This window comes from Halomonas sp. SS10-MC5, from assembly GCF_015992245.1.
GTDB lineage: Bacteria > Pseudomonadota > Gammaproteobacteria > Pseudomonadales > Halomonadaceae > Halomonas > Halomonas sulfidoxydans.
Genome location: NZ_CP065435.1, coordinates 3,824,858 through 3,842,985 on the forward strand (window position 1 = coordinate 3,824,858; position 18,128 = coordinate 3,842,985).

Consider the following 18,128-nt stretch of genomic DNA (forward strand, 5'->3'; position numbering starts at 1 on the left):
CAAGGAGCACCCATGAGCGATCATGTCTACAAGCATATCGAGCTGACCGGTTCCTCCGAGAAGAGCATCGAGGACGCCATCCAGCGTGCGCTCGACAAGGCCTCGCAGTCGCTGCACGGCATGCGCTGGTTCGAGGTCGTGGATACCCGCGGCCACATCGAGAACGGCCGCGTCGGCCACTGGCAGGTCACGCTCAAGGTTGGCTTCACCCTGGACTGACGGCACCGTTACCACACGAGCCTGTTACATCACCTTCGGCTGGTTTATGCTAGCCACGAATGCTGCGGCGCCATAACGGCGTCGCAGAGTCGTTTGATGGGTCTGACAGCATATGAAGATCATCATCCTGGGCGCCGGCCAGGTCGGCGGCACGCTGGCCGAACACCTGGCCCGCGAGGAGAATGACATCACGGTGGTGGACACCGACGGCGAACGCCTGCGCGAACTGCACACCCGGCTCGACATCCGTACCGTGGTCGGTCCCGGCTCCTACCCCGTGGTACTGCGCCAGGCCGGCTGCGAGGACGCCGACATGCTGATCGCGGTGACCAGCCAGGACGAAGTCAACATGATCGCCTGCCAGGTCGCCCACACGCTGTTCCGCACGCCGACCAAGATCGCCCGGGTACGCGCCACCGCCTACCTCACCCGCAAGGGGCTGTTCGCCCACGAGGCGGTGCCCATCGACGTCCTGATCAGCCCCGAGCAGGTGGTCACCGACCACATTCGCCGCCTGATCGAGCATCCCGGCGCCCTGCAGGTGCTGGAATTCGCCGGCGGCCTGGTGCAGCTGGTGGCGGTCAAGGCCTACTACGGTGGCCCGCTGGTGGGCCAGGACCTCGGCTTCCTGCGCCGCCACATGCCCAGCGTCGATACCCGGGTGGCAGCCATCTACCGCCGCAACCGGCCGATCATCCCGCGCGGCGACACCGTGATCGAGGCCGACGACGAGGTCTTCTTCATCGCCGCCCGGCGCGACATCCGCGCGGTGATGAGCGAGCTGCGCCGGGTCGACCGCGACTTCCGCCGGGTGATGATCGCCGGGGGCGGCAACATCGGCGAGCGCCTCGCCGAGCACCTCGAGCACAGCCACCAGGTCAAGATCATCGAGCACGGCCTGGAGCGCTGCACCGTCCTCTCGGAACGCCTCAACCGCACCGTGGTCCTGCATGGCAGCGCCACCAACAAGCGCCTGCTCGAAGAGGAGAACATCGAGGATTGCGACATCTTCTGTGCGCTGACCAACGACGACGAGGTCAACATTATGTCGTCGATGCTGGCCAAGCGCATGGGTGCCAAGAAGGTGCTGACGCTGATCAACAACGCCGCCTACGTCGACCTGGTGCAGGGCGGCGAGATCGACATCGCCATCTCGCCGCAGCAGGCCACCATCGGCAGCCTGCTGACCCACGTGCGCCGCGGCGACATCGTCAACGTGCACTCGTTGCGCCGCGGTGCGGCGGAGGCGATCGAAGCCATCGCCCACGGTGACACCCAGTCTTCCAAGGTGGTGGGACGCGCCATCGGCGAGATCGACCTGCCTCGCGGCACTACCATCGGTGCCATCGTGCGCGGCAAGGAGGTGCTGATCGCGCATGACGACGTGGTGGTGGAGTCCGGCGACCATCTGATCCTGTTCGTGATCGACAAGCGCCGCATCCGCGACGTCGAGCGCCTGTTCCAGGTCGGGCTGACGTTCTTCTGATGGCGGGCTCGATGACGACACGCGACGCCGGGAACGCCGCTCCATGAGTCTGCGCGTCATCCTGCGCATCCTCGGCCTGCTGCTGATGATGTTCAGCCTGACCATGCTGCCGCCGATCCTGGTGTCGCTGCTGTTCGGCGACGGCCAGTGGGATGCCTTCAGCATCGCCATCCTGATCACCGTGCTGACCGGCCTGGTGATCTACCTGCCCAACCGCAGCGCGCACAAGGAGCTGCGCATTCGCGACGGCTTCCTGATCGCGGCGCTGTTCTGGAGCGTGCTGGGGCTGTTCGGCTCGCTGCCGCTGATGCTGACCGGCGACGCCGCACTCATGCCGACCGATGCGGTATTCGAGTCGTTCTCGGGGCTGACCACCACCGGCGCCACCGTGATCACCGGCATCGAATTCCTGCCCGAATCGGTGCTCTACTACCGCCAGCAGCTGCAGTGGCTCGGTGGCATGGGCATCGTGGTACTGGCGGTGGCCATCCTGCCGACGCTGGGCGTCGGCGGCATGGCGCTCTACCGCACCGAAATTCCCGGGCCGCTGAAGGACTCCAAGCTGACTCCGCGCATCACCGAGACGGCCAAGGCGCTGTGGTATATCTACGCGGCGCTGACGCTGACCTGCTTCCTGGCCTACCTGGCCGCCGGCATGAGCTGGTTCGATGCCCTGGGGCACAGTTTCTCCACCGTCGCCATCGGCGGCTTCTCCACCTACGACGCCAGCATCGGCCATTTCGACAGCGCCCTGATCGAGCTGATCTGCGTGTTCTTCCTGGTCATCTCGGCGATGAGCTTCAGCCTGCACTTCCTGGCCTGGCGCGGTCGGCAGCTCGGTCACTACCTGCACGATCCCGAGGCACGCTTCCTGCTGATCTTTCTCACCGGGCTGAGCGTCGTCACCATCGTCTCGCTATGGCTGACCAACACCTACGATACCGAGTTCGGGCTGCGCCACGGGCTGTTCCAGGCGGTCTCGGTGGCCACCACCGCCGGCTTCGGCGTGGACGACTTCTCGGCCTGGCCGGGGGCGCTGCCCTTCCTGCTGTTCATGGCCGCCTTCGTCGGCGGCTGCTCCGGCTCCACCGGCGGCGGCATGAAGGTGATTCGCATCATCCTCATTCTCAAGCAGGGCATGCGCGAGGTGATGCGCCTTGTCCACCCCAACGCGGTGATCGCGGTCAAGGTGGGCAAGGTCAGCGTGCCCGACGGCATCGCCCAGGCGGTGTGGGGCTTCTTCTCGGCCTACCTGATGCTGTTCTTCCTGATGCTGGTGGGCGTGATGGCCACCGGCGTCGACCAGGTCACCGCCTGGTCGACGGTGGCCTCGTGCCTGAACAACCTGGGCCCGGCCCTGGGTGACGCCGCCGCGCACTACGGCGAACTGCCGCCGCTCGCCAAATGGATCCTGGTGCTGGCGATGCTGCTCGGCCGGCTGGAGATCTTCACCGTGCTGGTGCTGTTCACGCCCGCGTTCTGGCGAAAGTGACGCCACGCTGAGGTCGGGTTTGGCCCGTCAGCCGGCTTCGTGGATAATCGGAACCTTCACTCCCTGCGACCCCGAGCGTTCATGACCGACTCCCAGGAATCCGTGACCGACCCGCGCCAGGAAGGCGCCTTCAGCGGCCCCCATCGCGTCGTCGAAGTGGGCGGCACCCGCTACACCCTGCTGGGTACCGCGCATGTCTCCGCCGAGAGCGCCGAGGACGTGCGCCGGCTGATCCGCTCAGGCGACTTCGACGCCGTGGCCGTCGAGCTGTGCGATGCACGCCATCACAACCTCAGCAACCCGGACGCCCTGGCCCAGCAGGACCTGTTCGAGATCTTCCGCCGCGGCAAGGCCGGCATGGTCGCGGCCAACCTGGCGCTGGGCGCCTTCCAGCAGCGTGTCGCCGAGCAGTCCGGCATCGAGCCGGGGGCCGAGATGCGCGCCGCCCTGGAGGAGGCGCGCCACCACGATCTGCCGCTGCTGCTGATCGACCGCGACGTGGGCATCACGCTCAAGCGCATCTACGCCAACGTGCCGTGGTGGCAGCGCATGTCGCTGTTCACCGGCCTGCTCGGCAGCGTGATGTCGCGCCAGGAGATCAAGCCCGAGGAGATCGAGCGCCTGAAGGAGGGCGACGTACTGGAGTCGACCTTCAGCGAATTCGCCGCCGAATCGGAGACGCTGTACACCCCGCTGATTGCCGAGCGCGACCGCTACATGGTGCTGCGCCTGGCGGAGCAGGCCCCTCCCGGGCGCTATCGCAACGTGCTGGTGGTGATCGGCGCCGGCCACATGAAGGGCATGGTCGAGCACTTCGACGCCCCGCTTCCCGCCGAGCCGGAGGCGGAGGCGGAGCGGCACACGCTGGAGGCCACCCCGCCGCCGTCGAAACTCTGGCGCGCCCTGCCCTGGCTGATCACGGCCCTGGTGCTGACCGGCTTCGTCATCGGCTTTTCGCGCAATACCGATCTCGGCTGGCAGCTGGTCGTCGAGTGGTTCCTGATCAACGGGGTGCTCTCTGGAGTCGCCACGCTGGCCGCCCTGGCCCACCCGATCACCGTCGTGGCCACCATGTTCGCCGCCCCGCTCACCTCGCTCAACCCCACCATCGGTGCCGGCTTCGTCGCCGCCGGGGTCGAGCTGTGGCTGCGCAAGCCCAAGGTGCGCGACTTCTCGATGCTGCGCCACGACGTCACCGAGCTCAAGGGCTGGTGGCGCAACCGCGTGTCGCGCACGCTGCTGGTGTTCCTGTTCGCCACCCTGGGCTCGGCCGCCGGCACCTGGATCGCCGGCTTCCGTATCGCCGGGGCGCTGCTCGGCCCCGCGGCCTCGGGCTAAGACCGCCCATCGCCAGGCGGGTGCTCTTCCGCGCCGCTTCGTTCGGCCCGGGCGAAGGCCTCGATGACCTGGGCCACCACCTTGCGCTGCGCCACCGGCAGGGCCAGGTAGCGCTGCAGCACGCGGCGCTCCTCGGCGCTGACCGAGGCGTCCCAGGCACCACGCGGTTCGCCGATGCGATAACCGCCGCCCTCACCGAAGCGCAGGGCCTGGGGCTCGACCCCGAGCCACTCGGCCAGCACCTGCAGTTTCTCCTGCTGCGGCAGAGTCTCCCCGCATAGCCAACGCCTTACCCCCTGAAGCGTGACGGGTTTGCCCCAGTAGCGCAGGTTGAATTCCCGCTCGAGGACGGCAGGGCGCGGCTCGTAGCCGGCAGCACGCATGGCGGCGGCCAGCCGCTCGGCAAAGGCAATCTTCTCATTCATCGGAGGAATGTGCCGCGTACGCCAGACCCGCGGTTAAACCGCGGTTGATCTTAAATGGCAACCAATGGTTTACTTTCGTCATGACAGGACCTGCGTGGGCCATGCCAACCTTCCCGGATGGCGGGCCACGTAACAGGGGCGACAGCTAACCCTTGCTGTCGACGACACAACAGGAAACATCCCCATGCCGGACTCGCTTGAAAGGGAACTCGATGCGAGTGTCTGCCCGTCGGCAGCCGTTGCCGCCAGCGGCGCGATACAGCCTCATGGTTGTGTCATTGGTTTCGACAACGGCTGGCGAGAGGTGTGCCTCGCCAGCGCCAACCTGTCCCGCTTCTTCGGTCTCTCGCCTGCCGAGGCGCTCGGCCGCTCCCCCGAGCGGGTGCTGGGCCTCGATGGCGTCATCGCCCTGCAGGAGGCGCTGGCCGCGGGATCGCCCGGCATTGCGCTGCCTACCTCATGCGGCGGCGCCGACTTGCCGGGGCTCCACCTCTCCCTGCAGGCGACCGGGCGACACGTCGTGCTCACCGGCGAGCCCTTGGAGGGAACGGCCCATGACCTGCCGGGGTTCGGCTGCAGCTGGGGAGCACGCCTCGCCCAGGCCGACAGTGCCAGCGAGCTCGACGCTCGGCTCCGGCAGGCCCTGCTGGCCTTGACCGGCTTCGAATCGTGCACCCTGGTCCGCCCTGAACACGGATGCCTGGCGTCCGAACGCCTTCCCGGCGCCGTGTACCACAGCGACGGCCCGTCGCTGTGGTTGGCCGATACCCGGGCGGGCCCGGTCGAGCTATGGACAGCGCCGGGTCCGCACGTCGAACTCACCAGCTGCCCGCTGCGCCTGGCGCCACCGGCGCTGGGCCACTGGCTGGCCGATCGCCAGGCCCGCGCGGCACTGATCCTCGACCTGCACGAGGCCCCTCCGGGACGGAGCCTGGCCATCTGCTGGGATCGCCGGCCACGCTACCTGGCACCGCCCGTCAGACATCTGCTGCTGCAGCTCGCCCAGATGGCCGCGCTGCGTCGCACGCTGCTTCACGAGACACAGCGGACCCGGCATCGCTATCGCCTGCTGCACGAACGCAACACCCGGCTCCAGCGGCTCGCCTACACCGATCCGTTGACCCAGCTGGCCAACCGTCACCGCATCGAGCAGGTACTCGACACCGAACTGGCGCTGGCCAGTCGCAACGAGGCCCCGCTGGCGGTGCTGCTGTTCGATATCGACCACTTCAAGTCGATCAACGATACCCATGGCCATGAGACGGGCGACCGGGTGCTCTATCGCATCGCCCGGCAGGCCCAGTCACACCTGCGCGACAGCGACCATCTAGGGCGATGGGGCGGCGAGGAGTTCATCGTCGTCGTGCCCGGGTGCGAACTGCCCCGGGCACGGGAGCTGGCATGGCGCATGTGCCGCACCCTGGCCCAGTGCCGCATCGCCCCCGTCGGCCAGGTCACCGCCAGCTTCGGTGTCGCGTCCCGCCAACCCGGGGACAGCTGCCGCGTCCTGGTGCGGCGCGCCGACCAGGCGATGTACCTGGCCAAGCAGGCGGGACGTGCATGCGTGCGGTCGCTGGCCGGCGCCAGCTGAGTGCTTACCCGCCGTGCCGGGCCAGCAGCCGCCGCATGGCGGCGGTGGGCGCCTCGAGCTTCTCGTAGCGGCGGCTGGCGGCGTAGCTGACATTGAAGGCGTCGAAGTAGTCGTCCAGGACCTGGGCCGCCTCGCCGTCACCACTCTGGCGCAGCAGTTCGGCAGCCACCTCGGCGGTACATAGATGGGCCTGGGAGGCAGGCTTGCGCAACCGGTAGCGGGTCACCCGACTCGTGGCGAGCGGCAGCACCGGCAGCCGGTCGAGATAGTCGCTCTTGCGGAAGATCCGTCGCGCCTGGCGCCAGGTGCCGTCGAGCAGGATGAACACCGGTACCTTGTCCTTCCGCTTGGCGGCCCCGACGGCTTCCATGCCCACGACCCGCTCGGCATAGTCGGGCTGGTCGTCGGGAAAGATCACGAAGGGGGCGAAGCGCGGGTCATCGAGCAGCGCCAGCAGGCGTTCGTCCGGCGCCGTGCGGTACCAGGTGAAGACCTCGGTGGCGGGCAGCACGTCGCGGATCAGGCGCCCGGTATTGGTCGGCTTGAGGTGCTCGAGTGGATGCGTGATCAGCCACACCCGCGCCTCGCTCTCGGCGCTGGCCCGGTAGGGACAGAGACAGTTCAGCACCGGCAGGTTGCAGCCGGCGCAGCGCTCGGTGAAGCTGCCCCGCGCCTTGAACTCGCGCCGCGGCGGCCGCGGATGACCGGTACCGGGGTCATGGGCAAGGCCGGGGGCGGGGTCAGCCGAAAGCGCGGCCGCGGGGTGACCGGTGGAAAGGTCCTGGGGCAGGGTCTCGTCCAGCATCAGTACGCTATCTTGGAAACGGGCCGGCATTCTAGCACGCCACCGGCATCAGCCCAGCAGGGTTTGCGGCACCCACAGCCTTCCCTCACGCTGCCAGTGGCGTACCAGCGCCGGTACGCCCCTCCCGGCGGGCTGGCTGATGCGGGTCACGCCGGGCGGCGCCAGCACCTCGGCCTCGGGGTCGACCAGCACGCTGGGCGCGTCCAGCGGCGCATGCTCGAGCAGCGAGGCGGCCGGCATCACGGCGAGCGACGTGCCCACCACCAGCAGCAGATCGGCCTCGGCGACAATCTCGCAGGCCTCGCCGAAGTGCGGCACGCTTTCGCCGAACCACACCACGTCGGGGCGCAGCTGGCTACCCTTGTCGCAGATGTCGCCCAGCTCGATGCCGCCGCGCGGCAGCGGGTACTGCATGCGGCCGTCCACCGTGGAGCGCGCCTTAAGAATCTCGCCGTGCAGGTGCAACACGTGGCGCGAGCCTGCACGCTCGTGAAGGTCGTCGATGTTCTGGGTGATGATGCTGACCCGAAAGCCCTGCCGCTCGAGCGCCGCCAATGCCCTGTGCGCGGCGTTGGGGCGCGCCCGGCGTACCTGCTCGCGGCGCAGGTTGTAGAACTGCAGCACGCGGGCCGGATTGCGCCGCCAGGCCTCGGGGGTGGCAACCTCTTCGATGGGGTGGTCGGCCCACAGCCCGTCGCTGGCGCGAAAGGTCTGGATGCCGCTCTCCGCGCTGATGCCCGAACCGGTGAAGACCACCAGGTGGGGACGCTCGTCCTCTGCCATCACGGCCCTCGTTGCTTCACATCAGTAAACCAAGCCGTTCTCTTCATTGGCGCTGAAGCGCTGCTTGTTACGATAGGGGTAGACGTCGATCACCCGTCCATCGATGATCGCCTGCTGCAGGCCCTTCCAGTAGTCGGCGTCGAACAGTTCGGGGTGCAGCTGGTAGAAGAGCTTGCGCAACTTCAGGTCGGCGAACAGGAAAGGGCCGAACTCCTCGGGGAAAATATCATTGGGCCCTACCGAGTACCAAGGCTCGCCGGAAAGCTCCTGCTCCGGATACATCGGCTCGGGAATGTGGCGGAAATTGCATTCGGTGAGATAGCACACCTCGTCGTAGTCGTAGAAGATCACCCGGCCGTGGCGGGTGACGCCGAAGTTCTTCAGCAGCATGTCGCCGGGAAAGATGTTGGCCGCCGCCATCTGCTTGATGGCGTTACCGTAGTCCTTGAGCACCGCTTGGGTCTCGGCGTCGCCGCACTGCTCCAGGTAGAGGTTGAGCGGCGTCATCATGCGCTCGGTGTAGCAGTGCTTGATGATCACCTTGTCGCCCCTGAGATACACCGTTGAAGGGGCCACCTCCAGCAGGTGCTCGAGGCACTCCGGGGAGAAGTGATCCTTGCGCGCGATGAAGTTGGAGAACTCCTGGGTGTCGGCCATGCGCCCGACCCGGTCATGGCGCTTCACCAGCCGGTACTTCTCGCGCACGGTGTCGTGACTCATCTCCTTGGAGGGGTCGAAGCGGTCCTTGATGATCTTGAACACGGTGCGAAACGAGGGCAGCACGAACACCGCCATGACCATGCCGCGCACCCCGGGGGCGATGACGAACTGATCCTCGCGCTTGGCCACCTGGCGGTTGAGCGCACGGAAGAACTCGGTCTTGCCGTGCTTGAAGAAGCCGATCGCCGAATAGAGCTCACCCTCCGGCTTGTCGGGCATGAGCTGCTGCAGGTAGTCGACGAACTCGCCCGGCACCTGGACCTCGACCTGGAAGTAGGCGCGCGTGAACGAGAAGATGATCGACACTTCGTCCGACTCGATCAGCACGGTGTCGAGGTGCAGCCCCTCGCCCTGCTCGTGCAGGATCGGCAGCACCAGCGGCACCTGTTCGCCATCGCCACGGATCCGCCCCACCAGATAGGCGCCCTTGTTGCGGTAGAACACGCTCTTGAGCAGCTCGATCTCGGCGTCCGGCGCGTCGAGGAGCGTCCGCGGCAGATGGCCGCGCAGGAACTCGCCGCCGAGCCGGACGTCGCGCGCGAGATCCTCGAAGGGGGTCTCGAACGGCGCCTCGGCCAGCGCCCAGCGGATCGCGCCCTCCCAGTCGCCCGCGACGCGCCGGCTGCGACACGGCTCGAGCCCGGAGTGGTGGGCCGCCGAATCCCGCGAGCTGTAGACGAACATCCAGTCGTTGCGAATGTGGCGATGATGGAAGATCGAGCAGAACAGCGAGTTGAAATAGGTCTCGGCGAGCTCGTAGTCGAGCCGCTCGCTGATCAGCTCGGCGTAGTGGTTGCGCGCCTCGCGCCAGCATTCGCAGTGGGTCAGGTCGTCTTCGTCCAGGGCGCGCTGGAGCCGGCCCAGGGTCTCGCCGACCTTCTCCTCGTAGAGGTTGATGCGCTCGGCCGAGGCCTGCTGGGCCTCGCGCCAGGCGGCATCGCGGAAGCGCCGGCTGGCATCGGCGGTGATCTCCTTGAAGCGGGTACGGTACTCGTCGAAGCCGTGCAGGATGGTGGCGGCGAGGCGATAGGCAGGCGAATGCTTCATGGCGAACTCCGGGCGACGTAGGCCACCAGCTTCGCCAATTCTCGTTCGCAGCGCGAGCCGACCATGGTGGGGCGCGCTGTAGTTCAACGACATGCCGTCATCCTTTCATCACCGTGCTGTCGCCGGGTCGTCATCCCCGGCAGGCATGCTCGCCCTCAAGCTCCCAGGCAGCGAGGATGCCATGCGAATCTGTCTAGTCAGCGAGACCTGGTCACCCGAGATCAACGGGGTCGCCCATACACTCCTGCAGCTGAGCCAGGAGCTGCTGGCGCGGGGCATGTCGCTGCAGCTCATCCGCCCCCACCCGGCCGATGCCGGCGCCCCGCGGCGCACCCGGGGCATGCAGGCCGAACTGCGGGTGCCAGGGGTGGCGATACCGGGCTACCGTGCGGTGCGCATCGGCATGCCCGCCGCGCGGCGCATCCAGCGGCTGTGGCAGAAGCAGCGTCCCGACGTGGTCTACCTGGCGACCCAGGGGCCCCTGGGCTGGTCGGCACGGCGCGTGGCCCGCCGCCTGGGCATTCCGCTCGTCGCCGGCTGGCACACCAATTTCGACCACTACTGCGGCGATTATGGCGTCCCCTGGCTGGCCCCGACCCTGATGCGTGCGCTGCGCCACTTCCACAACGGCTGCCAGGCCACCCTGGTCCCCACGCGGCAGCAGGCCGAGGAGCTCGTTCGCCAGGGCTTTGAGCGGCTTGAGGTGATGGGGCGCGGTATCGAACACGAGCGCTTCTCGCCCGCGCTGCGCTGTTCCGAGCTGCGTCGTCGCTGGGGCGTGGGCGAGCACCGTCCGGTGGCGCTGTACGTCGGCCGGCTGGCGGCGGAGAAGAACCTCGGGCTGCTGCGCGAGACCCTGCACGCCATGCGCAGCGCACGCCCCGACATGGCCCAGGTCATCGTCGGCGACGGGCCGGCGCGGCGCTCGCTCGAGAAGGCGCTGCCCGACGTGCACTTCACCGGCTTCATCTCACCGGAAGCCCTGTCGCGGCACTACGCCAGCGCCGACCTGTTCCTGTTCCCCTCGCTCTCCGAGACCTGGGGCAACGTGGTGCCGGAGGCCATGGCCAGCGGCCTGGCGGTGGTGGCCTATCGCCATGCCGCCGCCGCCGAGCTGATCGACAGCGGGGCCAACGGCGTGACCGTGGCCGCCGGCGATGCCGCGGCGTTTCGCGAGGCCGCCGTGGCGCTGTGCCAGCAGCCCGCCCGCTACGCCCGGATGGGCCGCGCCGCACGCCTGCGCAGCCAGGCCTGCCGCTGGCCGGCCGTTGCCGACACCTTCCTTTCCGCACTCGAACAGGCCCGGGAGGTGAGCCATGCGACCACGCACCCTTGCCGTATTTGACCGCCTCGACCTGCTGGAGTGGCGGCTCTGCCGACGCTTCGCCCGCCTCAGCCTCTATGCCCCGTGGCTCGCCACCCTGCGCCTGGCCAGCCGCGTGGGCGACTGGCCGGTATGGGTAGCGCTGATCGCCGCCCAGCCGCTGTTACAGCCCGAGGCCGGCTTCACCTACCTGCTGCAGTACGCCGCGACGGGGCTCATCGCCATCCTGATCTATCGTCTGATCAAGACCCGGCTGTGCCGCGAACGGCCCTTCATCACCTTCGTCAATGTCATCCAGTGCGGCGAACCGGCCCGCGACCGCTACAGCTTTCCCAGCGGGCACACCATGCACGCGGTGATGTTCTGCGTGATGACCGCCGCCCATGCCCCCTGGCTGCTGCCGCTGCTGGTACCGCTGGCGGTGCTCATCGCGCTCTCTCGGGTCGGGCTCGGGCTGCACTACATCAGCGACGTGGCCGCCGGTGCCGCCATCGGCTACGTGTTCGGCCTGGCCAGCCTCACCCTGGCGGGATGAAGCTACCAGGGTAGCGCCTCGCCGTTGCTGTGCCAGAAGCCGCCGCTGGTCTCGAGCGTCAGCGCCGCGATGCGAGCGGCGATGCCGGCGGCGGCCTCCTCGGGAGGGATCAGGCCGCCGAAGTCGACCATGCGGGTCTGCACGTAGCCCGGATGGAGTTGGGCCACGGCGATGCCCTTGGGCTTGAGGTCGATGGCCAACGACTTGCCGAAGGCATTCAGCGCCGCCTTCGAGGCCCGGTAGCCATAGCGCCCGCCGGAATCGTTGTCGGCGATCGATCCCATGCGGCTGGTGACGTTGGCGACCTTGCTGCCGGCGCCCAGGTTGTCGAGCAGCGCCTCGGTCACCCGCAGCGGGCCGTAGGCGTTGACCTCCATCTGCCGCTGGATGGTGGCGAAGTCCAGCGAGCCCAGCGACTCATCGTGCAGCAGGCCGGCATTGTTGACCAGCACGTCCAGACGCTGGCCGCGAATGGCCTCGGCGAGCCTCGCCACGTCCTCGGAGCGGGTCACGTCGACGCCTTCGACCACCTGCTCGGCGACTTCATCGAGCTCGGCGGAGGTCGCGCGGCAGGCGCCGACCACCCGCCAGCCCTGCCCATGATAGTGACGGGCCAGCGCCAGACCGATGCCGCGGTTGGCTCCCGTGATCAGCACGCGTGAAGACATGAATGACTCCTCTGTGTCGGGGGGTGGTGGGTTGTCAGTGTGGCGGCGAGAACCGGGAGTGCAAGCGCCGATTCGGCACATTTCCTTCAACGTAACGGCGGGAATATAATGGTTACGCAATGTAATGCCCGCTCCGGGCCCCCTCACCGATGCCTGCCATCGAACAAGGATGCTTTCATGGCCAATCGCGCCTCTACCATGACTCTTGCCGCCCTGGGTGGCGCCGCCGTCGGCCTGGTCGCCGGCTGGCAGCTGCCCGACATGGCCCCGACCACCGCTCCGATCATCGAGGAGGCTGCTGCCGATAACGCCGCGTCCCCGGTGCTGACGCTTGGCGAACGCCTGCGCGGCGAGATCACCTCGGCCAGCGAGCTCAACGGCAAGGACGGCAGCCGCTTCCAGCGCTTCACCCTCTCCCTGGAGGAGGGGGCGCTGATCGAGATCGAACTCGGCGGCCCCCTGCAGGGCACCCTGGCGCTCTACGACAGCGAGGAGACCCTGCTCGCCTCGAGTGCCAACCCGGCCTACTACGACGCACCGGCCGCCACCTCGCTGCGCCGGCGTATCGACGAGAGCGGCGACTACCTGCTGGTGGTCAGCGGTCACGACAAGCACAGCTACGGCCCCTTCACGCTGACCAGCCGAGAGATGGAGCTCACCACCAGCGACACGCTCGAGATGCCCTCGCGTGCCGATGGCTGGCTGCAAGGTGACGGCGACACCTTCAGCATGACGATCGAGGAGAGCGGCCTGTACCAGATCGAGATGCGCTCCAGCGACGTGGATGCCTACCTGGTACTGGAAGGTCCCAACGGCTACCGCCGCGAGGACGACGACAGCGCCGGCAACCTCAACGCCCGCATCGCCGACTTCCTCGAGCCGGGCGATTACCGTCTGACCGCCCGCGCCGCCTACGACCACGACGGCGGCCTCTATACGCTGGAGCTCGGCCCCCATGCCCAGGCCGACGGCGCGACGCTGCGCAACAGCGGCGAGCTGACGTTCGACGAACCATTGCACGGCTGGTTCAGCGGCGAGACACTGAACTACGAGTTCACCCTCGAGTCGCCGGCGGCGGTGACCATCGACATGCTCTCGTCCGATTTCGACGCCTACCTCGAGCTGCAGGGCGACAACGTCTTCGCCAGTGACGATGACGGCGGCGGTGAGCTCAACGCCCGCCTTTACTCTCCCCTCGAGGCCGGCAGCTATCGCGTGACCGCCCGCAGCCACGGCGGCCACGGCAGCGGCCTGTTCGAGCTGCGAGCCAGCAGCACTCCGCTGGAGGAGCTACCCAGTAACGGCCAGCTGGAGATCGACAATCCGGTGCGCGCCAGGCTCGCGCCTGGCGCGCGCGACTACTACGAACTCGTGGTCGAGGAAGCCGGCCGCTATCGTCTCGATCTGCTCTCGGACGATTTCGATGCCTTTCTCGAACTCGACGGCCAGGGGCAGTACCTGCGCGACGACGACGGTGCCGGCGAGCTGAATGCACGCATCAGCAGCCATCTGGAGCCGGGCAGCTACCGAGCCACCGCCCGCGCCTACGGCAGCAGCGAGAGCGGCAGCTATACGCTGCAGTTGCATCGCGAGTGAGGTGAACGACCGATGACGGCTGACCCCGCCTCGGGGCCGGCCGTCGTCGTGGGCCGCACGCCACCGGCGGATACCGCCTCAATGCCGGCCTGCGGTACAGCTGCTATGCTGTGCATGAGTTCGTCATGCATGGAGACGGCGGCCCTCGTTGCCCTTCGACATATGGAAGTGAACGTCAAGCGCAGGCTTCGCCTGCGTCCTGCAGCCGCGACAGACAGGCCCCTGCTCGAACACTGGGACACCCAGTCCCACGTCTTCGCCACCCCCAGCGCAGGCGGGAATCGCCACGCCGAGCTTGGCCATCACGCCGAATGGCGCCGGCAATTCATCGCCGAACGCGATGGATATCCCATCGGCTTCGTTCAGATCATCGCCCCCGCCCGCGAGCAGAGCGCGTACTGGGGGGAACTCGCCCCTGGCGTGCGCGCCATCGACCTCTGGATCGGCGAGCCCGAGGAGCTGGGCAAGGGTTATGGCACCACCACGATACAGCTGGCCCTGGCCCTCTGTTTTGCCGACCCCGAGGTATTCGCCGTACAGATCGCCGTCCTGGCCGACAATCGCCGCGTTCGACACTTCTACGAGCGACTGGGCTTCCGCTTCATCGAGCAGCGCGGGCTGGGCAACGTGACCGGCTGCATCTACCGCCTCGAGCGTCGCGACTGGCAGGCCTGAGCGCGCGGATCGTACGCCCCTCCCCCGGCTCCAGTCGTCCCTCGCCCAGGGCTGCTACGCTGAACCAGGCAAACGAGGAACACGCTCATCAGGAGGAAGCCGATGTCAGGGCAAACGGATCATGCCAACCTGTTCGACGATGCCCGCTCACGACTGGAGGAGGTATTCGATGCCATCGACGTGCACGGAGATGCCAGGGAGCGCCTGAGGCAGCCCAACCTGTCCCTTCAGGTCAGCGTGCCCGTGCGCATGGACGACGGCAGTCTCAAGGTCTTTCCCGGCTGGCGCGTGCAGTACAGCGACACCCTGGGGCCGGCCAAGGGCGGGATCCGCTTTCATCCCGACGTGAACCAGGAAGAAGTGACCACGCTGAGTTTCTGGATGGCGGTGAAGTGTGCCGTGGTCGACCTGCCCTACGGCGGCGGCAAGGGGGGCGTCAAGGTCGACCCCAAGCGGCTGTCGACGCTGGAACTGGAGCGCCTGGCCCGCGGCTACGTGCGCGCCATCGCCGATATCATGGGACCCGATCGCGATATCCCCGCCCCCGACGTCAACACCAATGCCACGGTCATGGGCTGGATGGCCGACGAGTTCGATCACCTCGCCCGCGGCAAGGTGCCTGCCGCCATCACCGGCAAACCGCCGGCCCTGGGCGGCTCGCTGGGCCGCGTCGCCGCTACCGGGCGCGGCGCCCTGCACGTGCTCGACCTGTGGGCGACCCGCGAGGAGCGCAGGCCCGAGGAGATCACCCTGGCGATACAGGGCTTCGGCAACGCCGCCTATCATTTCGCCCGCCTGGCGCATGCGCGAGGCTACCGCATCGTCGCGGTGTCCGACTCCAAGGGCGCCATCTACAGCCGTGAAGGCCTCGACCCGGACCCCATCATGGCGCAGAAGACCCGCAACCAGCGTCTGCACGACATGGTCTACTGTGACGACTCGGTTTGCATTGCCGAGGATGCAGAGCCGATCGAGCGCGACGACCTGCTGACCCTGGAGGTCGACGTCCTGGTTCTGGCGGCGCTCGAGAATCAGGTGCACGAACACAACGTCGACCAGCTGAAGGCCGGTGCCGTGCTCGAGATCGCCAACGGGCCGGTCACCAGTCGTGCCGATTCGCGGCTCGAAGCGCGAGGCGTGCCCGTACTGCCCGACGTGCTGGCCAACACCGGCGGCGTGATCGTCAGCTATTACGAATGGGTGCAGAACCGCAGCGGGGAACGCTGGGCCGAGGAGGAGATCGATTCTCGCTTGGCCAAGCGCCTCGAACGACAGAGCCGGCTGGTCTTCGAACGCGCCGAGCGGGAGGCAATTTCCTATCGCAAGGCGGCATATCGCCAGGGCATCGAGCGCATCGCCGAAGCCATCCAGCTGCGCGGCAACTGCCAGGACAGCGAGTGAGCGCCCGTGGCGGCGCACAGGTGACAAGAGCCAAGGAGGGGGCGACAATGGCGCCCCTTGCAGCAACCATCGGGTCGCCATGACGGAACCCTTGAGCATCCTTCATCGGGACGAGCATCTGGTCGCGGTGCACAAGCCCGCGGGCCTGCTGGTGCATCGTTCCAAGCTGGCCGGCGGCGAACGCGAGTTCCTGCTGCAGCGGCTGCGCGACCAGTTGGGCCAGCGGATCTACCCGGTGCATCGCCTCGACCGCCCCACCTCGGGTGTCATGGTCTTCGCCCTGAACCCGGCCACCGCGACCCGGCTGGGCGACAGCTTCGCCGAGCGCCGGGTCGCCAAGCGCTACCTGGCCGTGGTACGCGGCACCGGCCCGGAGTGCGAGCGGCTCGACTATGCCCTGCGCGAGGAGGACGGCAGCCGCCCCAAGAGTGAAATGCCGGCGCTCGAAGCCGTCACCGAAATCAGGCGGCTCGACAGCGTGGAACTGCCGGTCCAGGTGGATCGCTACCCTACCAGCCGCTACTCGCTGATGGAGGCCAGACCGCTTACCGGGCGCCGCCACCAGATCCGCCGCCACCTGTCGCGGCGCGGCTACCCCATCATCGGCGACGCCAAGCACGGCAAGGGCAACCACAACCGCTTCTTCGCCCAACGCCTGGGCTGCCCGCGGCTGCTGCTGGCCGCGGTTGGCCTGAGCTTCGACCACCCCGTAAGCGGGCATCGGCTGGCATTGAGCTGCGCCCTTGACGCCCCGATGACGGCCCTGTTCCAGCGCCTAGGCTGGGCCGGCCACCTGCCGGTCGATGGCGCCCGTTGTCCCGACGTCCCTCTGCCCGTCGCCACCTGACACCTGAGCCGGAGTTCGATACGCCCCATGACCGCTCCTCCAAGCCCGCACGATGTCGCCCCGCCGGCGCAGGATGACTACGACTTTCGCTTCGGCGGCATCCGGCGCCTCTACGGTGCCCGCGCCCTCGAGCGCTTCCGCGCCGCCCATGTGGTGGTGGTTGGCGTGGGTGGCGTCGGCAGCTGGGCGGTGGAGGCGCTGGCGCGCTCGGGCATCGGCCGGCTCACGCTGATCGATCTCGACGACGTCTGCGTCTCCAACGTCAACCGCCAGCTGCCGGCCCTCGACGGCACCATCGGTCGACCCAAGGTGGACGTGCTGGCCGAGCGCTGCCGGGCGATCCAGCCCGGCATCGAGGTCGCCGCCGATACCGCCTTCGTCACCTCGACCAACCTGGCGCAGCGCATCCCGGAAGACGCCGACTACGTGGTCGACGCCATCGACAGCGTGATGGCCAAGGCCGCACTGATTCACTGGTGCCGGCGGCGCAAGCTGCCCATCGTGGTGGCGGGCGCCGCCGGCGGCCAGACCGACCCCACGCGGATCAAGGTGGCGGATCTCGCGCGCAGCGAGCACGACCCGCTGCTGGCCAAGGTACGCGCCCGCCTGCGTCGCGACTACGGCTTCTCGCGCAACCCGAAGCGGCGCTTCTCCGTGGAGTGCGTCTATTCTGACGAACAGCTGGTCTACCCGGGCGTCGATGGCGAGGTCTGCCTGCAAAAGCCTGGCAGCGGCGAGTCGACCCGGCTCGACTGCGCTTCCGGCGTAGGCGCAGCCACCTTCGTGACCGGTGGCTTCGGCTTCATCGCCGCCTCGCGGGTCCTTGCCCGCCTGGCCAGGCAGGCCGCCGAGGCAGCGGCCGGCAACGACACGCCCCCCTGACTGGAGTCCAACGCGATGTCTCACCCCCTCCCCGTTCCCGGCATCTACAGCCACTACAAGGGCAACCGCTACGAGGTGCTCGGCGTCGCCCACCACAGCGAGACCGAGGAGCCCCTGGTGGTCTACCGCGCCCTGTACGGCGACTACGGTCTGTGGGTGCGTCCACTGGCCATGTTCACCGAAACCGTGGAAGTGCGCGGCGAGCCAGTGCCGCGCTTCGACCTCGAAAAGGCATTCAACTGAAGGTGGAACGGAGCCGCCAAACAAGACGGCACCGACGTGAATCGGTGCCGT

18 protein-coding genes are annotated in these 18,128 nt (G+C 67.9%); 13 read left to right on the forward strand and 5 right to left on the reverse strand.

Annotation, left to right across the window (positions count from 1 at the left end):
• Positions 1–12: 12 nt before the first annotated feature.
• From I4484_RS17785 to I4484_RS17800, 4 genes are all read left to right on the forward strand, one after another.
• Positions 13–219 carry a dodecin gene (locus I4484_RS17785; protein WP_149328065.1) on the forward strand — a complete coding sequence of 69 codons (207 nt, stop codon included), beginning with the start codon at positions 13–15 and terminating at the stop codon, positions 217–219.
• A 112-nt stretch (positions 220–331) separates the two neighbouring features.
• Positions 332–1,705, forward strand: a complete 1,374-nt coding sequence (trkA, locus tag I4484_RS17790; RefSeq protein ID WP_197448550.1) for a Trk system potassium transporter TrkA — start codon at positions 332–334, stop codon at positions 1,703–1,705.
• 43 nt (positions 1,706–1,748) lie between these two features.
• Positions 1,749–3,197, forward strand: coding sequence for a TrkH family potassium uptake protein (locus tag I4484_RS17795; protein WP_197448551.1), 1,449 nt, complete (start codon positions 1,749–1,751; stop codon positions 3,195–3,197).
• Between the two features lie 81 nt (positions 3,198–3,278).
• On the forward strand, positions 3,279–4,535 hold the full coding sequence (locus I4484_RS17800; protein WP_197448552.1) for a TraB/GumN family protein: 1,257 nt from the start codon (positions 3,279–3,281) through the stop codon (positions 4,533–4,535).
• Here I4484_RS17800 and I4484_RS17805 read toward each other — a convergent pair.
• Positions 4,532–4,960: a transcriptional regulator gene (locus I4484_RS17805; RefSeq protein ID WP_197448553.1), complete on the reverse strand. Its 429-nt coding sequence runs from the start codon at positions 4,958–4,960 to the stop codon at positions 4,532–4,534. The genes I4484_RS17800 and I4484_RS17805 overlap by 4 nt on opposite strands.
• Before the next feature lie 184 nt (positions 4,961–5,144).
• Here I4484_RS17805 and I4484_RS17810 point away from each other — a divergent pair, with 184 nt between their 5' ends.
• The gene (locus I4484_RS17810) at positions 5,145–6,551 is read left to right on the forward strand and encodes a sensor domain-containing diguanylate cyclase (RefSeq protein WP_197448554.1); all 1,407 of its coding nucleotides are present in this window, start codon (positions 5,145–5,147) and stop codon (positions 6,549–6,551) included.
• Positions 6,552–6,555: 4 nt separating this feature from the next.
• On the opposite strand, the gene I4484_RS17815 is transcribed toward I4484_RS17810, so the two are convergent.
• Genes I4484_RS17815 through aceK form a run of 3 tightly spaced genes read right to left on the reverse strand, consistent with a single transcriptional unit; the run spans position 6,556 to position 9,906 of the window.
• Positions 6,556–7,356: a tRNA-uridine aminocarboxypropyltransferase gene (locus I4484_RS17815; protein WP_197448555.1), complete on the reverse strand. Its 801-nt coding sequence runs from the start codon at positions 7,354–7,356 to the stop codon at positions 6,556–6,558.
• 48 nt (positions 7,357–7,404) lie between these two features.
• Complete coding sequence (locus tag I4484_RS17820) at positions 7,405–8,139, reverse strand: NAD-dependent deacylase (protein WP_197448556.1); 735 nt, start codon at positions 8,137–8,139, stop codon at positions 7,405–7,407.
• Between the two features lie 21 nt (positions 8,140–8,160).
• On the reverse strand, positions 8,161–9,906 hold the full coding sequence (gene aceK, locus I4484_RS17825) for a bifunctional isocitrate dehydrogenase kinase/phosphatase (protein WP_197448557.1): 1,746 nt from the start codon (positions 9,904–9,906) through the stop codon (positions 8,161–8,163).
• Between the two features lie 181 nt (positions 9,907–10,087).
• Between aceK and I4484_RS17830 the strand changes: the two genes are divergently transcribed.
• Entirely contained in the window at positions 10,088–11,251 is a 1,164-nt protein-coding gene (locus I4484_RS17830; protein ID WP_197448558.1) for a glycosyltransferase family 1 protein, read from the forward strand.
• On the forward strand, positions 11,223–11,765 hold the full coding sequence (locus I4484_RS17835; RefSeq protein WP_197448559.1) for a phosphatase PAP2 family protein: 543 nt from the start codon (positions 11,223–11,225) through the stop codon (positions 11,763–11,765). The genes I4484_RS17830 and I4484_RS17835 overlap by 29 nt, the downstream gene beginning before the upstream one ends.
• A 2-nt stretch (positions 11,766–11,767) precedes the next feature.
• On the opposite strand, the gene I4484_RS17840 is transcribed toward I4484_RS17835, so the two are convergent.
• Complete coding sequence (locus I4484_RS17840) at positions 11,768–12,433, reverse strand: SDR family oxidoreductase (RefSeq protein ID WP_197448560.1); 666 nt, start codon at positions 12,431–12,433, stop codon at positions 11,768–11,770.
• 177 nt (positions 12,434–12,610) lie between these two features.
• Here I4484_RS17840 and I4484_RS17845 point away from each other — a divergent pair, with 177 nt between their 5' ends.
• The 6 genes from I4484_RS17845 (at position 12,611) to I4484_RS17870 (ending at position 18,077) form a co-directional block, all read left to right on the forward strand.
• Positions 12,611–14,029, forward strand: coding sequence for a hypothetical protein (locus tag I4484_RS17845; protein ID WP_197448561.1), 1,419 nt, complete (start codon positions 12,611–12,613; stop codon positions 14,027–14,029).
• Positions 14,030–14,158: 129 nt separating this feature from the next.
• The gene (locus tag I4484_RS17850) at positions 14,159–14,704 is read left to right on the forward strand and encodes a GNAT family N-acetyltransferase (protein WP_197448562.1); all 546 of its coding nucleotides are present in this window, start codon (positions 14,159–14,161) and stop codon (positions 14,702–14,704) included.
• A 102-nt stretch (positions 14,705–14,806) separates the two neighbouring features.
• Positions 14,807–16,105, forward strand: a complete 1,299-nt coding sequence (locus I4484_RS17855) for a Glu/Leu/Phe/Val dehydrogenase (protein WP_197448563.1) — start codon at positions 14,807–14,809, stop codon at positions 16,103–16,105.
• 79 nt (positions 16,106–16,184) lie between these two features.
• Positions 16,185–16,952 carry a pseudouridine synthase gene (locus tag I4484_RS17860; protein WP_197448564.1) on the forward strand — a complete coding sequence of 256 codons (768 nt, stop codon included), beginning with the start codon at positions 16,185–16,187 and terminating at the stop codon, positions 16,950–16,952.
• Positions 16,953–16,979: 27 nt separating this feature from the next.
• Complete coding sequence (gene tcdA, locus I4484_RS17865; RefSeq protein ID WP_197448565.1) at positions 16,980–17,834, forward strand: tRNA cyclic N6-threonylcarbamoyladenosine(37) synthase TcdA; 855 nt, start codon at positions 16,980–16,982, stop codon at positions 17,832–17,834.
• Between the two features lie 15 nt (positions 17,835–17,849).
• Positions 17,850–18,077 carry a DUF1653 domain-containing protein gene (locus I4484_RS17870; protein ID WP_197448566.1) on the forward strand — a complete coding sequence of 76 codons (228 nt, stop codon included), beginning with the start codon at positions 17,850–17,852 and terminating at the stop codon, positions 18,075–18,077.
• The last annotated feature ends 51 nt before the right edge of the window (positions 18,078–18,128 follow it).

Bases quoted from the DNA above. Each gene is read 5' to 3' on its own strand.
- trkA (WP_197448550.1), top strand. From the start codon at position 332: ATGAAGATCATCATCCTGGGCGCCGGCCAGGTCGGCGGCACGCTGGCC.
- I4484_RS17810 (WP_197448554.1), top strand. From the start codon at position 5,145: ATGCCGGACTCGCTTGAAAGGGAACTCGATGCGAGTGTCTGCCCGTCG.
- I4484_RS17820 (WP_197448556.1), bottom strand. From the start codon at position 8,139: ATGGCAGAGGACGAGCGTCCCCACCTGGTGGTCTTCACCGGTTCGGGC.
- I4484_RS17845 (WP_197448561.1), top strand. From the start codon at position 12,611: ATGGCCAATCGCGCCTCTACCATGACTCTTGCCGCCCTGGGTGGCGCC.
- I4484_RS17785 (WP_149328065.1), top strand. From the start codon at position 13: ATGAGCGATCATGTCTACAAGCATATCGAGCTGACCGGTTCCTCCGAG.
- I4484_RS17835 (WP_197448559.1), top strand. From the start codon at position 11,223: ATGCGACCACGCACCCTTGCCGTATTTGACCGCCTCGACCTGCTGGAG.
- I4484_RS17840 (WP_197448560.1), bottom strand. From the start codon at position 12,433: ATGTCTTCACGCGTGCTGATCACGGGAGCCAACCGCGGCATCGGTCTG.
- I4484_RS17805 (WP_197448553.1), bottom strand. From the start codon at position 4,960: ATGAATGAGAAGATTGCCTTTGCCGAGCGGCTGGCCGCCGCCATGCGT.
- I4484_RS17815 (WP_197448555.1), bottom strand. From the start codon at position 7,356: ATGCTGGACGAGACCCTGCCCCAGGACCTTTCCACCGGTCACCCCGCG.
- I4484_RS17795 (WP_197448551.1), top strand. From the start codon at position 1,749: ATGAGTCTGCGCGTCATCCTGCGCATCCTCGGCCTGCTGCTGATGATG.
- I4484_RS17850 (WP_197448562.1), top strand. From the start codon at position 14,159: ATGGAGACGGCGGCCCTCGTTGCCCTTCGACATATGGAAGTGAACGTC.
- I4484_RS17830 (WP_197448558.1), top strand. From the start codon at position 10,088: ATGCGAATCTGTCTAGTCAGCGAGACCTGGTCACCCGAGATCAACGGG.
- I4484_RS17870 (WP_197448566.1), top strand. From the start codon at position 17,850: ATGTCTCACCCCCTCCCCGTTCCCGGCATCTACAGCCACTACAAGGGC.
- I4484_RS17860 (WP_197448564.1), top strand. From the start codon at position 16,185: ATGACGGAACCCTTGAGCATCCTTCATCGGGACGAGCATCTGGTCGCG.
- tcdA (WP_197448565.1), top strand. From the start codon at position 16,980: ATGACCGCTCCTCCAAGCCCGCACGATGTCGCCCCGCCGGCGCAGGAT.
- I4484_RS17800 (WP_197448552.1), top strand. From the start codon at position 3,279: ATGACCGACTCCCAGGAATCCGTGACCGACCCGCGCCAGGAAGGCGCC.
- I4484_RS17855 (WP_197448563.1), top strand. From the start codon at position 14,807: ATGTCAGGGCAAACGGATCATGCCAACCTGTTCGACGATGCCCGCTCA.
- aceK (WP_197448557.1), bottom strand. From the start codon at position 9,906: ATGAAGCATTCGCCTGCCTATCGCCTCGCCGCCACCATCCTGCACGGC.